The organism is Actinomycetota bacterium (assembly GCA_030776625.1).
Lineage (GTDB): Bacteria > Actinomycetota > CADDZG01 > CADDZG01 > WHSQ01 > MB1-2.
In genome coordinates this window covers 23,926-37,791 of sequence record JALYHL010000005.1, presented here as the reverse complement: position 1 = coordinate 37,791, position 13,866 = coordinate 23,926, and the positions used below count along the sequence as shown (strand labels likewise).

Genomic DNA, 13,866 nt, shown 5'->3' with positions numbered 1-13,866 from the left:
ACGCGTGCGAGGTTACAGGCGCATTACCCTGCCGGCGATGGCCGACGACCTGGGCTTCCCCGCGGATCTGGAGCCGAGGATCCACACCGCGGAGCCGCTTCCGCTGCCCGCTCTCATCGACCTCAAGAGGTCCCGACAGATAGCGATCAGCGTCTGCCTCCCAGCGCTGAACGAGGAGTCGACCATCGGCGAGATCTGCAACCGGATCGCGCCACTGGCCGAGGCGGGACTGGTCGACGAGCTGGTGGTGGTGGATTCCGGCTCCGCCGACGCCACCGTGGCCGCGGCGCTAGGGGCGGGGGCCGCTGTGTACCGGACCGCAGATGTGCTGCCCGAGATCGCGCCCGATGGCGGCAAGGGAGCCGCTCTGTGGAAGAGCTTGGCGGTGTTGCGGGGAGACGTCGTGGTGTGGGTCGATTCCGACACGCGCAACTTCAGCAGCGACTTCGTCACGACATTGATCGGCCCGCTGCTGAGCGACCCCTCGGTGATCCACACGAAAGCGTTCTACGAACGACCCTTCGCTACGGGGGAGCAATCGCTTCGTACCGGCGGCGCGCGCGTGACGGAGCTGGTCGTACGGCCGCTGTGCCACTTGCTGTTCCCGGAGCTCACCGGATTCATCCAGCCTCTCTCGGGTGAGTACGCGGCCTACCGTGACACTCTGCGAGCTCTCCCCTTCTTCACCGGGTACGGGATCGAGATCGGGTTGCTGATCGACCTGGTGTCGCAGCATGGGTTGGCTTCGACGGCGCAGGTGGACCTCGGCTCTCGCATGCACCGCAACCAGGACGTGTTGGCACTCGGTCGGATGTCGTTCCAGATCATGCAGGTGATGACGCAACGAGCGCAGGAGATGGGCCGTCTGAAGCTGGAGGGTGAGTGGCCGGAGCGATTCGTGCAGTTCGCCCCCACCGCGGGCGGTGCGGCCGCGATCGGGCACGACCTTCAGGTCACGGAGCTACCGCCTATGAAGAGCGTCCTTTGAGCGGCCTGAACGGCCCCGGCTTGTCCGGCGGGTCGGACACCGCCGGCGGTTCGTCGGCGTCGGGCTCTCGCCCCCGCGCCACGACCACGGGCGTCTCCGGCACGACCGAGGGAGGCGTGACCCCCGCCGCGACCGCGTAGGGCGAGGGCTCGATCCCCAGGACGCGCGTGGTCCACAGATGGCTGAGCAGGAGCTTCGCGACCGCCACCACGGGGACGCCCAGAAGAACCCCCCAGAACCCGGCGAGCGTGCCGCCGGCGAGGATCGAGAGCATGACGGTTACCGGGTGGAGCTGCACCGTGCGCTTCATGACGTTCGGGCTGATGATGTGGTTGTCGATCTGCTGAACAGCGAGAGCTACGAGAGCTGCCTTTAGCCCCAACGCGGTGCCTCCGGTGATGAGGCCGATCACGACGCCCAGACCGCCGCCGATGAAAGGGCCTACCAACGGGATCAGGTTCGTAAACCCGGCGATCGCGCCGATGATCAACCAGAAAGGCAGGCCGATGAGCGCGAAGCCCATCGACGCCATCACGCCGACGGTCAGCGCGACCAGGAACTGGCCTTTGAAGAAGCCGCCGACGGTGCGTCCGACCTTCGACCCGAGATCCGCCACCTCCTTCTGATGCGCCTCGGGCACGAGGTTCAAGACGTCTCGCTGCAGGTGGGGCAGGTCGATCAAGAGGTACAACGCGAGCAGGGGGCCGAGGATGAAGATGAACAGCACCTCCAGCACAGACGAGCCGAGCTCGGTGATCCTGTCCGCCGACGCCGCGACCCTCTCGCGGAACCGCTGGGTGACCTCGTCGCACCTCGCGTGTGATGGGGCATCTGCGTCCAGAGTCTGATCCGCATCCAGCAGGCAACTCACTTGCGCGGTATCGAGGTTGACGCCGAAGCGGTCATTCACGCCTTCACCGAAGCCGACGATCGAGTCCGCCAGCTCGAGCTTGAACTGGGGCCACTGGCTGCTGAAGTTGTCCACCTGCCGCGAGATGAACGGAGTGATCGCTATGACGAGCAGCGTGAGGCCGCCGAGCACCACCACGTACGCGAGGAAGGTCCCGAGCGTCCGCTTCACGCGCCTCTCCTCCAGGCGCGTCACGATCGGGTTGATGAGATAGATGATCAGCAACGCGAGAACGAGCGGCGGAAAGATGATCCGGATCTTGAAGAGGACCCACACCAGGATCGCGCCGACGATGAGCAGCCCGATGATCGACCATGCAGCCACCCCCGCCCGACGCAGGCGCTCGCCGGCGGGAAGCCGAGGGAGCTGAGGCGTGGACATAGAAGAAGTATCCACCGGCAACGAACCCGAGAGCTGCTTTATGCGGGGAGACGTTGCATGAGTGCACGGGCCCCGCGGGCGAGCGTCGCGAACGGATCCTGCGGACCTGGCGCCGCTTCGCGCGGATCCGTCAGATCGACGACGTCGCTGAACCCTGCCGTCAGGGCGACCTTCGGCGCGAGGGCGATGCTCCCGAAGATCCCGAGACACGGGACGCCAAGGCCGCGCGCCATCAGCGCCAGCCCCGTGGGTGCTTTCCCGTCGAGGCTCTGTTCGTCGAAGCGGCCTTCGCCGGTCACCACCACGTCCGCCTCCGACACCAGTCGCTCCAGCCGGAGCTTCTCGGCGACGAAGCCGAAGCCGGACCGGAGCTCCGCCCCGAGGAATGCGGACAGGCCCGCGGCGAGCCCGCCGCCGGCGCCCGCGTGAGGCAAGCGCTCCACGTCAAGGTCCAGGTCGCGCTCGATCACCCGGGCGAGGGTCGTGAGCCCCCGTTCCAGCAGCTCGACCTGTTCGGGTGACGCCCCTTTCTGGGGGCCGAAGCGCCTGGCCGCCCCCGCCGCACCGAGCAGGGGGGTATCGACGTCACACAATCCGATGACGTTCGCGTCGATCCGCTCGGTCGGTGCCTCGATCCGCGCGAGCTCTGCAAGCGCGCCGCCGCCGGGCGGGAGGGGCTGGCCGTGCGCATCGACGAACCGCCACCCCAGGGCGCGCGCGAGCCCCACGCCTCCATCGGTGGACGCGGTTCCGCCCACGGCGACGAGGACCGTTCGCGTCGGCGAGAGAGCAGCCGCCTCGATGAGAGCCCGTCCGGTCCCGCCCGAATCGGCGGCGACGGCGTCGCGCATCTCCGGCGCGGCCGTCTCGATGCAGACGCTGCCGTCGGCGAGCGCTGCCACCGGTGCGCGGATCGGGACCCCCCACGGGTCCGTCGTCGAGACGTACCGCTTCTGCCCATCCACCGCGTCCAGCAAGGCGTCTACGGTTCCGGAACCGCCATCTGCCAGCGGACACAGAGAAATGACCGCGCTCGGCAAGGCTTCTCGTACTCCTTCTGCGATCGCAAGCGCTGCGGCGGGGGCAGACAGCGTTCCCTTGAACTTGTCCGGGGCTATGAGCGCGCGCACGGCCACCTACGATACGAGGACATGGATGACGAGATGGAGGTCGCGCTCGTCTCGAACCGGGGCCCGGTCTCCTTCATCGAAACCTCCGACGGCTTCGACAAGAAGAGAGGCGCGGGAGGACTCGCCGGGGCCCTCGATCCCGTCGCCCGCGAGTTGGGACAAAAGGCGGTCTGGATCTCAGCGGCGACGTCTGAGGCAGATCGGAAGGCTTTGGCCGCGGGTGAGGCCGACTCGCTCGAGGATCTGCTCGGGTATCCGGTTCACATGTTGGAGATCGAGCCCCGTCGCTACAGCCGCTACTACGACGTCGTCTCCAACCGCATGCTGTGGTTCGCGAACCACTGCCTCTGGGACGAGTTGGAGATCCGAGAATTCGGCGAGGACGAGCTTGCGGCGTGGGACGAGGCTTACGAACCCGTGAACGAGATGTTCGCTCGGGCCGCGGCTGATCACGCCGATCCCGACTCAGTCGTGTTGTTCCAGGACTACCACCTGGCCACCGCTCCGCTCTACCTCCGCAAGCTCCACCCGGAACAGACGATCTTCCACTTCACGCACTCGTCGTTCTGCGGGCCCGACGGACTCGAACGTCTTCCACGTCCGCTTCCCAAACGCGTGATCGAGGGGATGCTCGGCGCCGACCTCGTCGGGTTCCACGTGCCGGATTGGGCGAACGGGTTCATGGCCTGTTGCGAGCGGATCGGCGCAAACGTGGATAGAACCTCCGGCTCGGTCGATCATCACGGCCGCCGGAGCTGGATCCGCACCTATCCGATCCCGATCGATCCGGAAGGCCTTCGGGAACGCGCTGAGAGCGAACCGGCTGTGGTGTGGAGAGAACGTTTCCTCAGCGGATGGACCCACGGACCCCCCTCTCCCGGACGGCTCATCGTCCGAGCCGACCGCACCGAGCCCTCGAAGAACATCATCAGAGGCTTCGAGGCGTTCGGGCGGCTGCTGGACCGGCGGCCCGATCTAGCGGCGACCACGCGGTTCATCGCTTGCCTCTACCCCTCGCGACAGTCGATGCCGGAGTACCGCCGGTACAGCGACCGCATCGAACAGGTGGTCGACGAGGTCAAGAGCCGCCACCCCGGCTCGATCCAACTCTTCCTCGAAAACGACTTCGACCGGACGCTGGCCGCGCTCAGCATCTACGACGTCTTGCTGGTGAACCCGATCATGGACGGGATGAACCTCGTCTCGAAGGAGGGGCCGGTCGTGAACGATGCTTCGGGCATCCTCGTGTTGTCTCGGGGCGCAGGGTCGTTCGACGAGCTCGGCCGCCACGCGGTCGAGATCGCGGATGCTCTGGACGTCGAAGCCACCGCCGACGCTCTGGAACGGGCTCTCGCGATGGAGCCCGCGGAGCGGACCGCGAGAGCGGAGGCGTTGCGCGAGGCGGCGGCGGCCCGCCGGCCGGCCGACTGGATCCATGCGCAGCTAGAGGATCTCTGCGAGATCAAAGGCGGCGGAGCTCCCGTGACGCCTCCGCCCCGCACTTAAAGAAGCCGGCGCAACAGCTCGACCATCCCTGCGGGCCCATCGACCGTCACGTCGGCGCGCTCGATCAACTCGGGCGGCGCTTCGTCGGACACAACGCCCACACGCAGGGTGGAGAGTCCTCTCTGATCGAGCACGTCCAGGGCATCGAAACCGGGCAGGTCGACCCGGTCGTCGCCGGCGAACAGCGCTGCTCGCACACCCGACTCTTCTACGACGTCCAGCACGACGGTCTCTTTGGATAGAGCGACCGGAGGGCGCAACTCGTAAGCAAGTCGTCCGCCGGCCCGCCACAACCCGTGTTTCTCGGCAAGCTCCCCCGCCAGACGATCTAGCTGCGCGGAGGCTTCATCGGGATCCGCAGCGGCCCTGAAGTGAAGCCCGATGATCACGCCCTTGTCTTCGACCACCACTCCGGGAAGATCCAAACGAGCAACCCCGTCCTGTGCTTCATCAAGGACGCGCCGCATGAGCTCGGTGCAGGAAGTTACGAGCGGCGAGGACGTGACGCGCCCATCGACCACCCGCTCCGCGCCGTGCACGCCCCAGATGTCGAGGTCCGGCCCGACCCACTCGAGGAGCTCGTGAGCCGAGCGGCCGGAGACGATCGTCACCACGCGATACGACCTCGCCAGTTCCCGCAGCAGGTCGGTGGCTCCCTCCACCGGACGCGCCTCGGACGGAATGAGCACGATGTCCGAGAGTGTCCCATCGAAGTCGAGGAAGATGCCGGCCTGATGCGCGCCGCGCTTCAGGTCCTCCAATGTCGCTCGCACGTCCGGGAGCGTAGACGTTGCCTTCTAGACTCTTCGGATGAAGCCGTGGCGCCTTCTCGCGCTGCCGCTCGTCTTAGCGGCGATGTCCGCGTGCAGACCGGACACCGTTCGGCTCGCTTACCAGTACCCCGCAGATGCAACGAACGTCTATCAGATGCACGCTCATGCGACCGCGAGTTGGGACATCGGTGGACCCGGGGAGGGCTCCTACGACGTCACCTTCGAGGTGACCGAGACCGTCGAGTCGAGCGACGCCGGCGGCGTGGTCGTGTCGGTCCAGATGGTGCCGCTGGAGGTCGAGGAACGAGGGCTGCCGTCGCCCGGCTCCAGGCAACGCTCGTTCGCGCTGCGCATCGGCCCGAACGGTGAGGTGTTCGAGGTGCTCGAGGTCGATGGTGTTCCGGCGCAGGCTCTCGATCCCGACGAGCTGGCGTTCATCGGGACCTACCGTCCTCCGCTTCCCCTGGAGCCCGTGCGGCTGAGGGACACCTGGCGCGCGCAGCAGCAGGTCGATCTCGAGGCGGTGTTCCAACAGGTGCTGACGACCGGACGGCTCGTGGGACTCCGGCGCGACGCGGCCGGAAAGGTGGCCGACGTCGCGTATTCAGGAGCGGGGCCGCTGGTGTGGGCCACGACGTTGCCGCAGGGCGAGGCGGAGTTGACGGGCTCGGCCGAGACGCGCAGCGACGCCGAGGTCGACATCGACCGCGGCTTCCTGCGCAGGGCTACGTCTTCGACAAGAGGCGAGTTCGACGTTCGCATCGAGCCGGGGAGCGAGCAAGCGCCGATCGTGGGCAGATTGAGGCTGGACCTGGATCTGACGCTCCAGAAGCTGGAGGGCCCGGTCGCGGAGTAGCTAGACCTCGTCCACTCCCACGACGACGTGAAGCGCGACCGTGTCCGAGAGGTTGTCTGGCTTCGGCTGCGCCACCCATCCCAGCCGCTCTGCCAGCACCTGAGCTGCGCGTTGAGCCTCGGGGTAGGACCAAAAGACGGTCGTGCGGTCATACGCGGCGGATGATTCGTCGATCGCTTCGATGCGGAAGCCGAGCCCCTCTAGCCGGGCGGCAACGGCGTCATCAGCGTCCGTGTCCGAGGTCCCGTTCAAGACCTGCACGTTCATACCTGCGGTGATCAGCGCGGGGGGGCCGGGTGACTTCTTCTTCGTCGGCTTCGGCTTCTTCGCGGGCCTTGCAGACGGTTTGGCGGAAGGAGAGGCGACCGCGACCTTCGGTTTGCTTTCGGTTGGAGAGGGCGTCGTACTTGCCGACGGCGAGGGGCTCCCACCAGCTGCTACCGGCTTGGTTTCCTCACCGCCCAGCGCGTTCACCAGTACCCACACGGCGGCCCCGACCACCACCGCGATCAGGAGCCACGGGACGAACCATCCCAGCACCGAGCGAATGAAAGGGCCCTGCTCTCTTGCCGAATGCCTGCCCATCGGGCGGAGGTCCTACCTCTTGCTGGGGGAGTATTCCGCGCCCAGAAGGCGGGCCACCCGTTGCCGCTGACGATAGACGCGCAGTCTCTTCAACCTCTTGACGAGGATGGGGTCGTAGCTCATCGCACCGGGCTTCTCGAGGAGCTCGTTCAGCAGTTGGTAATAGCGAGTCGCCGACATGTCGAAGCGATCCTTGATCGCTTGCTCTTTGACCCCGGCGTGCTTCCACCAGGATCGCTCGAAATCAAGTACCGCCTGCTCCCGTTCGTCGAGCTGTTCCATGGGGCCAGGGTAGTCCGAACCCCCGGCGGGGCCCCGGATTTAGCGCGTCGTTCGCGAGTCCGTGCTTAGGGGAACAGGCCGCGCGTGAGGTGTGCCTCCGCGACCCGGCCGACGCCGATCCAGTGCGCCGCCTGTCTCATCGACAAGGCCTTCGACGTCGCCAGCTCGTAGACCTCGGCGAACGCCCGCTCCATGATCAGGCGAAGGCGGTCGTTGACCTCCTCCTCGTCCCAGAAGTACGCCTGGATGTCCTGCACCCACTCGAAGTAAGAGACGGTCACGCCGCCCGAGTTCGCGAGGATGTCGGGCACCACGAAAACACCCTTGTCGTGCAGGATCTTGTCGCCTTCGAAGGTGATCGGGCCGTTCGCCGCCTCGCACACGACCTTGGCTTTCACCTTGTCGGCGTTCTTCACGGTGATCACGCCCTCGATCGCGGCCGGGACCAACACGTCGCAGTCGATCTCCAGCAGATCGGCGTTGCTGATGGGCTCCGCCGCTCCGTACCCTGCGACCGTTCCCGCCTCGCGGCTGTGGCGGTTGATCGCCTCGGGGTCGAGGCCCTTGTCCCGATGCAGCCCGCCCTCCGCGTCGGAAACCGCGACCACGCGGCATCCGGCATCGTGTAGTAGCTGGGCCGCGTGCCCGCCGACCTTCCCGTAGCCCTGGATCGCGACGGAGACCTCGTCGATCCCCACGCCGAGAGCTTTCAACGTCGAGAAGATCATGTACATGACGCCGCGCGACGTTGCGCCCGCGCGGCCCTTCGACCCGCCGATGCTGACGGGCTTGCCGGTGACGACTCCCGGAACGGAGAAGCCGGAGTTCATGGAGTACGTGTCCATGATCCAGCTCATGATCTCTTCGTTCGTGTTCATGTCGGGCGCCGGGATGTCTTTCTCGGGCCCGATGAAGGGGAGGATCTCGGACGCGTAACGGCGCGTCATCCGCTCGAGCTCGCTGCGCGTCAGCTCCTTCGGGTCGACAGCGACGCCGCCCTTGGCGCCCCCGAACGGGATGCCGGCGATGGCGCACTTCCACGTCATCCACATCGCGAGCGCCTTGACCTCGTCGAGCCCCACGTCCGGGTGATAGCGGATCCCGCCTTTGGCGGGGCCGCGGGTGACGTTGTGGTGCACGCGGTAGCCCTGGTAGACGCGCGTCGAGCCGTCGTCCATCCGGAACGGGACCGAGACGCTCAGCGATCGTTTGGGGCTGCGGAGGATCGCGTGGACGCCGGGCGCGAGCCCCATCAGCTCGGCGACCTCATCCAGTTGCGCCAGCGCCGTCTCCCACGCGGTGTCGTGCGAAGGATCTGTCTGCGCGGGGACGTCGACGGGCTCTGTTTCCATAGAGCCGGGTGTCGGATTCGAACCGACGGCCTAGGCTTTACAAAAGCCTTGCTCTGACCAGCTGAGCTAACCCGGCGTTTGTTAACTCATAGTCGGCGGCCCAGCGTATCTTCTTCTGCTGCGAGTTCTTCGTGGGCTCGATCCTGAGCGCGCCTAAGTTACGTCCTACCTCGTTTACGGGAACCAGGTAGACACCGTCCGTCTCCAGACAGTAAACGCCGAACACATCCGCAGCTCCTCGGTAGTCGTGTCGGTAGGGCTTCGACCCGCGGTTATTCGGGTGGTGATAGTTCACGCTGCAGGCATTGAACCGGATCGCGCCGTCTCTGAGACGACCCGTCTTGCACTGGACACGGATGAAGAGATCCCCATCTTCGATCAGAAGGTCGTAACGCTGGTTCTCGCCGAACGGGATAAGGACTTGCGGGTACACCTGCACGAGGCGCGCCAAGACCATCGCGGTGGTTTGATCGCCAACTGCAACCGGATGTTGATCACCGACGTACGCCACGGGTTCAATGTAGCGAGCAGGTGTGACAGGTTTCGGCTGTTAGACGACCTCTACGTCGCGGGTTGCTAGGTGTTGTTCTAGCTTGCGCTTGATGCGCTGGAGCGCGTTGTCTATCGACTTCACGTGGCGGCCCATCATGTCCGCGATCTGCTGATACGACTTGCCGTCCATGTAGAGCTGGAGGACCTCGGTCTCCAGATCGGAGAGCAACCGCCCCATCGAGGATCGGATGCTGGCGATCTCCTCGGCCGAGATGACGAGGTCGGCGGGGTCGACCGTCCGCTGGACCAATGCATCCTCCAGCGGCCGGTCGTCGTCATATCCCGCCGGCTTGTTCAGCGACACGTAAGAGTTCAACGGGATGTGCTTCTGGCGGGTGGCGGTCTTGATCGCCGTGATGATCTGACGCGTGATGCAGAGCTCGGCGAACGCCCGGAAGGCGGTGTTCTTGTCCGCCTGGAAGTCGCGGACCGCCTTGAAGAGCCCGATCATCCCTTCCTGAACGATGTCTTCCTTGTCGGCCCCGGCTAGGAAGTAGGAGCGAGCCTTCGCCCTCGCGTAGTGGCGGTAACGGTGGAGCAATTCGTCGATCGCCTGGTCCTGCCCGCCGCGCGCGAGCTCGACCAGCGCGTCGTCCTCGATCTCCTTTAAAGGCTGCACTACCGCACCCGTCCTCGTGCCGAATCGCGGCGACGATGCCGCGATGGAGCTGAATGCCTCACAGCGTAGCGGAAGACATCCTGCGTCGAGCTACCTCGAACATGGCGATGGCACCGGCGACGGCGACGTTCAGCGACCCGATCCGGCCCTCTTGCGGGATCCTGACCAGCCCGTCGGACCGCTCGCGGATGTTCTTGGAGAGCCCGCTCCCCTCGGCGCCGAGCACCAACCCGAGCGGTGGCTCGAGCAGGTCCGAAGACCACAGATCGTGGTCGGCCTCACCTGCGAGGCCCACTATCCAAAGCCCCGCCTCCTTCGCCTGGTCGAGGGCGCGACCCAGGTTTGTGACCCGTGCGACGGGCAGGATCTCGGCCGCTCCCGCGGCCACGCGTCGCACCGCGCCCGTGACGCCCGCGGAGCGATGCGTCGGAACCACGACACCGTTGAAGCCACAGCACTCGGCGCTGCGGATCAACGAGCCCAGGTTGTGGGGGTCGGTGACACCGTCCAGGAACAAGACGGCCGCAGCGGGGCCGAAGAGACTCTCGAGGCTCGCGTAGCGGTAGCGCCCGGTGATCGCGGCCACTCCCTGATGGCTTTCGCCGTCGGTGATCCGATCTATCTCCGCCCGGGGCACGACCTTCACCGGGATCGCGGCGTCCTCGGCGCGTCGCCTTATCTCCCCGAGCACCGCGGACGGCCCGAGGCCTGCCGCGAGCAAGATCCTTTCTGCGGGGCGACGCGCGCGCAGCAGCTCCAAGACGGGCCTACGCCCGCACAGGACGGACGAATTCGCGTGTGCGTCTCCCTCAGTTGGACGCGGCACTTATCCGCCAGCGCGCGCCGGTCGGCGTGTCTTCGATCAAGACGCCGAGGTCTGTGAGCTTCGCCCGGATCTCGTCCGCCTCCGCGAAGTCGCGGTTGGCGCGCGCCCGGTCGCGCCGCTCCAAGAGGTACTCGATCAACTCGCCGGCTAACTCGGATCCGGCACCCTCGGGTTCCGGGAAGGCGAAGCCCAGGACACCGGTCAGCTCCAAGAACGACGCGACATGTCGCGACAGTTCGTCGCGCGCAGACGCAGTGCCGGACTGCGCGTCCGTCAACGCTTTGTTCCCTTCGCGGACAAGCTCGTGGATCGCGGCAAAGGCTTCGGCGGAGTTGAAGTCGTCGTCCATCGCCGCGATGAAACCTCCCACCGCGGCCGGCGCGTCCGCGAGCTTCTCGCCCGCCGTCCGTTCGCGCGGGGGCGACGGGAGCTCGTCTAGCAGATCGCGGGCCGACATGATGAAGGTGCGCCACCGTTCGTAGCTCTGCGTCGCGTCCTCTAGCGCACCCTCGGAGAAAACCACCTGGCTCCGATAGGAGCCCTGCAACATCCAGTAGCGGACCGCCTCGGACTGATAGCGCTGCAACACCTCGCGCGCAAGAGCGACGTTGCCGAGGGACTTGGACATCTTCTCGGACTCCATCTGCACCATCCCGGCGTGCAACCAGTAGCGCGCGAAGGGCTCCGTCCCCGCGAGCGCTTCTGCTTGCGCGATCTCGTTCTCGTGGTGGGGGAAGATCAGGTCGCTTCCGCCACCGTGGATGTCGAAACCCATCCCCAGGTACTTGTCGGACATGACAGAGCACTCGATGTGCCAGCCCGGACGTCCCGGCCCCCAGGGCGACTCCCACGCAGGCTCCCCCTCCTTCGCCGCCTTCCACAAGGAGAAGTCGAGCGGGTGGCGTTTACCGGGATGCGGCTCGACCCTCTCCCCGGCGCGCATGTCGTCGAGGCTTCGCCCGGAGAGCTTCCCGTACCCGTCGAAGCTCTCGACTGAGAACCAGACGTTGCCCTCGGCCGCGTAGGCGATACCTTTCTCCACCAACCCCGAGATCGCCTCGATCATCTCGTCGATGTGCGTCGTGGCGCGCGGAAGGACGTCGGGCTCCCGCCCTCCGAGGCCCTTCAGATCCTCCTCGAACGCCTGCTCGTACTTCGCCGTGATCTCGTCCGGCGACAACCCCTCGAGGTTCGCCCGCTCGATGATCTTGTCGTCGACGTCGGTGTAGTTCATGACGAACGTGACGTCGAACCCGCGGTAGGCGAGGTACCGCCGGATCAGGTCGAACCAGATGATCGTGCGCATGTTGCCGATATGGGCGAAGTTGTAGACCGTCATCCCACAGCAATAGATGCCGACCTTCCCTTCGTCGCGTGGCTGGAAGGGAACGGCGCGCCGCGCCATGGAGTCGTAGACCTGGATCGGCATGCGGGTCAGACTACGGGTTCGACCAACGCGACGGCCATCGCTGCGACGCCTTCACCCCGACCCGCGAAACCCAGCCCGTCGGTCGTGGTCGCCTTCACCGAAACGATGCGCGGCTCGACTCCCAAGGCCGACGCGACGTTGGTGGCCATCTCCAGCGTGTGTGGACTCAGGCGCGGAGCTTGGGCGATCACGGTCGAGTCGACGTTCACCACCCGACGCCCAGCCTCCGCAACGGCAGCCGCGATGTGCTCCAGGAGCGACAGGCTGGATGCGCCCCGCCACTCGTCAGAAGCGGGGAACATGGCGCCGAGGTCACCCAACCCCGCCGCGCCCAGCAACGCATCGCCGATCGCGTGGCAGAGAACGTCGGCATCCGAATGGCCTGCCAACCCAGCCTCGTGCGGGATCACTACTCCACCGATGACGAGGTCTCGTCCGGGCGCGAAAGCGTGCGAATCCACGCCGAGACCGACCCTCACCGCTGCATCTCCCGCACGTGCGCGGCAGCGCGCTCCAGATCGTGTCGATCGGTGATCTTGAAGCTCGCAGGAGAGCCGTCGACCACCGCGACGACGCCCCCGTAGTGCTCGATCAACTGGGCGTCATCCGTGCCCTCGATCCCGTCCGCCAGCGCGAGAGCATGGACCTCGCGGAGACGTCGCGTTGTGAACGCCTGCGGAGTCTGGACGTTCCACACCAGCTCGCGGTCGAGCGTCTCGACCACACGCCTTTGTCGCACGAGCTTCACCGTCTCTTTCATCTGGAGCCCGGGGACTGCCGCATCCGCCTGGTCGAGAGCACGCACCACTTCCGCGAAGACCGCGGGCGGGGCAAACGGACGTGCCGCGTCATGGACCACCACGACCGGGTGCGCCACATGGTCGAGACCGGCGCGCACGCTGGCTTGACGCGTCGCGCCTCCCGGAACGACGCGAGATGCCTCCGGAAGCAGATCCTTCACCTCGTCGAGGTGAAGGACGGGAGCGACGACCGTGATGTCGGCGATGCCCGCAGCGACGACCGCGTCATAGCTCCACCTGATGATGGGGCGGCCTCCGACGTCCAGGAGCTGCTTCGGGAGGTTGGCCGCGGCGCGTACGCCGCTGCCGCCCGCAGCGAGGATCGCTGCGGCGTCCAGAGGGACGTCGGCTATCCGAGAACCTCGTCGAGCATCTTCTCGGCCGCCTCTTCGTCGCAGTTCTTCGAGAAGGTGAGCTCCGAGACGAGGATCTGGCGCGCCTTGGTGAGCATGCGCTTCTCGCCGGCCGCGAGGCCCTTCTCCCGGTCGCGCTGGTGGAGGCTGCGGACCACGTCGGCCACCTGATAGATGTCGCCGGACCGCAGTTTCTCGACGTTGGCCTTGAAGCGGCGAGACCAGTTGGTCGTGTTCGTGGTGGGCTCGTTCTTCTTGAGCACCTTGAGGACCTTGGGAACCTCTTTCGCGGGGGTGACCTGGCGGAGCCCGACCTCCTCGGTGGAGTCCGTCGGAACCATCAAAGTGAGTTCCCCGTACGCGAGCTTGAGGATGAAGTACTCGCGCTTCTCGCCGAACATCTCTTTGTGCTCCAGCTTTTCGATAACTGCCGCACCGTGATGTGGGTAGACGACCTTGTCACCTACTCGAAAAGAACGCGTCACTCCGGATAACCCTCCCTGCGAGTCGAACCAGGTCGCCTG

16 protein-coding genes and 1 tRNA gene are annotated in these 13,866 nt (G+C 66.2%); 4 read left to right on the top strand and 13 right to left on the bottom strand.

The genetic code is table 11. The features are described from left to right. Positions 1–37: 37 nt before the first annotated feature. Positions 38–988, top strand: coding sequence for a glucosyl-3-phosphoglycerate synthase (locus M3N53_09240; protein ID MDP9068506.1), 951 nt, complete (start codon positions 38–40; stop codon positions 986–988). Here the strand turns inward: M3N53_09240 and M3N53_09235 are convergent. Continuing rightward, positions 969–2,279, bottom strand: a complete 1,311-nt coding sequence (locus tag M3N53_09235; GenBank protein MDP9068505.1) for an AI-2E family transporter — start codon at positions 2,277–2,279, stop codon at positions 969–971. The genes M3N53_09240 and M3N53_09235 overlap by 20 nt on opposite strands. Positions 2,280–2,317: 38 nt before the next feature. Then, positions 2,318–3,409, bottom strand: coding sequence for a glycerate kinase (locus tag M3N53_09230; GenBank protein MDP9068504.1), 1,092 nt, complete (start codon positions 3,407–3,409; stop codon positions 2,318–2,320). A 21-nt stretch (positions 3,410–3,430) separates the two neighbouring features. On the opposite strand from M3N53_09230, the gene M3N53_09225 reads away from it, so the two are divergent. After that, on the top strand, positions 3,431–4,915 hold the full coding sequence (locus M3N53_09225; protein MDP9068503.1) for a trehalose-6-phosphate synthase: 1,485 nt from the start codon (positions 3,431–3,433) through the stop codon (positions 4,913–4,915). Here M3N53_09225 and otsB read toward each other — a convergent pair. Beyond that, positions 4,912–5,688, bottom strand: coding sequence for a trehalose-phosphatase (gene otsB, locus M3N53_09220; GenBank protein ID MDP9068502.1), 777 nt, complete (start codon positions 5,686–5,688; stop codon positions 4,912–4,914). The genes M3N53_09225 and otsB overlap by 4 nt on opposite strands. A 37-nt stretch (positions 5,689–5,725) precedes the next feature. Here otsB and M3N53_09215 point away from each other — a divergent pair, with 37 nt between their 5' ends. After that, entirely contained in the window at positions 5,726–6,544 is an 819-nt protein-coding gene (locus tag M3N53_09215) for a hypothetical protein (protein ID MDP9068501.1), read from the top strand. Here the strand turns inward: M3N53_09215 and M3N53_09210 are convergent, their stop codons facing one another. The 4 genes from M3N53_09210 to M3N53_09195 all read right to left on the bottom strand — a co-directional run bounded on the left by M3N53_09210 (position 6,545) and on the right by M3N53_09195 (position 8,839). Continuing rightward, a complete protein-coding gene (locus M3N53_09210) occupies positions 6,545–7,084 on the bottom strand; it encodes a LytR C-terminal domain-containing protein (GenBank protein MDP9068500.1) in 540 nt (179 codons plus the stop codon). A 57-nt stretch (positions 7,085–7,141) separates the two neighbouring features. Then, entirely contained in the window at positions 7,142–7,411 is a 270-nt protein-coding gene (locus M3N53_09205) for a DUF3263 domain-containing protein (GenBank protein MDP9068499.1), read from the bottom strand. Positions 7,412–7,476: 65 nt separating this feature from the next. Continuing rightward, positions 7,477–8,664 carry a Glu/Leu/Phe/Val dehydrogenase gene (locus tag M3N53_09200; GenBank protein MDP9068498.1) on the bottom strand — a complete coding sequence of 396 codons (1,188 nt, stop codon included), beginning with the start codon at positions 8,662–8,664 and terminating at the stop codon, positions 7,477–7,479. Between the two features lie 101 nt (positions 8,665–8,765). Beyond that, positions 8,766–8,839, bottom strand: a tRNA-Thr gene (locus M3N53_09195). Between the two features lie 204 nt (positions 8,840–9,043). On the opposite strand from M3N53_09195, the gene M3N53_09190 reads away from it, so the two are divergent. Then, positions 9,044–9,343: a hypothetical protein gene (locus M3N53_09190; GenBank protein MDP9068497.1), complete on the top strand. Its 300-nt coding sequence runs from the start codon at positions 9,044–9,046 to the stop codon at positions 9,341–9,343. Here M3N53_09190 and sigH read toward each other — a convergent pair. The 6 genes from sigH to M3N53_09160 are packed head-to-tail and all read right to left on the bottom strand — an operon-like array spanning position 9,314 to position 13,827. Beyond that, entirely contained in the window at positions 9,314–9,934 is a 621-nt protein-coding gene (sigH, locus tag M3N53_09185; protein ID MDP9068496.1) for an RNA polymerase sporulation sigma factor SigH, read from the bottom strand. The two genes, M3N53_09190 and sigH, sit on opposite strands and share 30 nt — an antisense overlap. Positions 9,935–9,992: 58 nt before the next feature. Further along, positions 9,993–10,694, bottom strand: coding sequence for a 23S rRNA (guanosine(2251)-2'-O)-methyltransferase RlmB (gene rlmB, locus M3N53_09180; protein MDP9068495.1), 702 nt, complete (start codon positions 10,692–10,694; stop codon positions 9,993–9,995). Positions 10,695–10,743: 49 nt separating this feature from the next. Then, positions 10,744–12,189 (bottom strand): cysteine--tRNA ligase, encoded by a 1,446-nt coding sequence (cysS, locus tag M3N53_09175; protein MDP9068494.1) that lies wholly within the window; start codon positions 12,187–12,189, stop codon positions 10,744–10,746. A gap of 5 nt (positions 12,190–12,194) precedes the next feature. Beyond that, a complete protein-coding gene (gene ispF, locus M3N53_09170; protein MDP9068493.1) occupies positions 12,195–12,668 on the bottom strand; it encodes a 2-C-methyl-D-erythritol 2,4-cyclodiphosphate synthase in 474 nt (157 codons plus the stop codon). After that, the gene (gene ispD, locus M3N53_09165) at positions 12,665–13,312 is read right to left on the bottom strand and encodes a 2-C-methyl-D-erythritol 4-phosphate cytidylyltransferase (GenBank protein MDP9068492.1); all 648 of its coding nucleotides are present in this window, start codon (positions 13,310–13,312) and stop codon (positions 12,665–12,667) included. Before ispD ends, ispF begins: the two co-directional genes overlap by 4 nt. A 26-nt stretch (positions 13,313–13,338) precedes the next feature. Further along, positions 13,339–13,827 carry a CarD family transcriptional regulator gene (locus tag M3N53_09160; protein MDP9068491.1) on the bottom strand — a complete coding sequence of 163 codons (489 nt, stop codon included), beginning with the start codon at positions 13,825–13,827 and terminating at the stop codon, positions 13,339–13,341. Positions 13,828–13,866: the final 39 nt, after the last annotated feature.

Bases quoted from the DNA above. Each gene is read 5' to 3' on its own strand.
- M3N53_09240 (MDP9068506.1), top strand. From the start codon at position 38: ATGGCCGACGACCTGGGCTTCCCCGCGGATCTGGAGCCGAGGATCCAC.
- M3N53_09235 (MDP9068505.1), bottom strand. From the start codon at position 2,279: ATGTCCACGCCTCAGCTCCCTCGGCTTCCCGCCGGCGAGCGCCTGCGT.
- M3N53_09225 (MDP9068503.1), top strand. From the start codon at position 3,431: ATGGATGACGAGATGGAGGTCGCGCTCGTCTCGAACCGGGGCCCGGTC.
- M3N53_09215 (MDP9068501.1), top strand. From the start codon at position 5,726: ATGAAGCCGTGGCGCCTTCTCGCGCTGCCGCTCGTCTTAGCGGCGATG.
- M3N53_09205 (MDP9068499.1), bottom strand. From the start codon at position 7,411: ATGGAACAGCTCGACGAACGGGAGCAGGCGGTACTTGATTTCGAGCGA.
- M3N53_09200 (MDP9068498.1), bottom strand. From the start codon at position 8,664: ATGGGGCTCGCGCCCGGCGTCCACGCGATCCTCCGCAGCCCCAAACGA.
- cysS (MDP9068494.1), bottom strand. From the start codon at position 12,189: ATGCCGATCCAGGTCTACGACTCCATGGCGCGGCGCGCCGTTCCCTTC.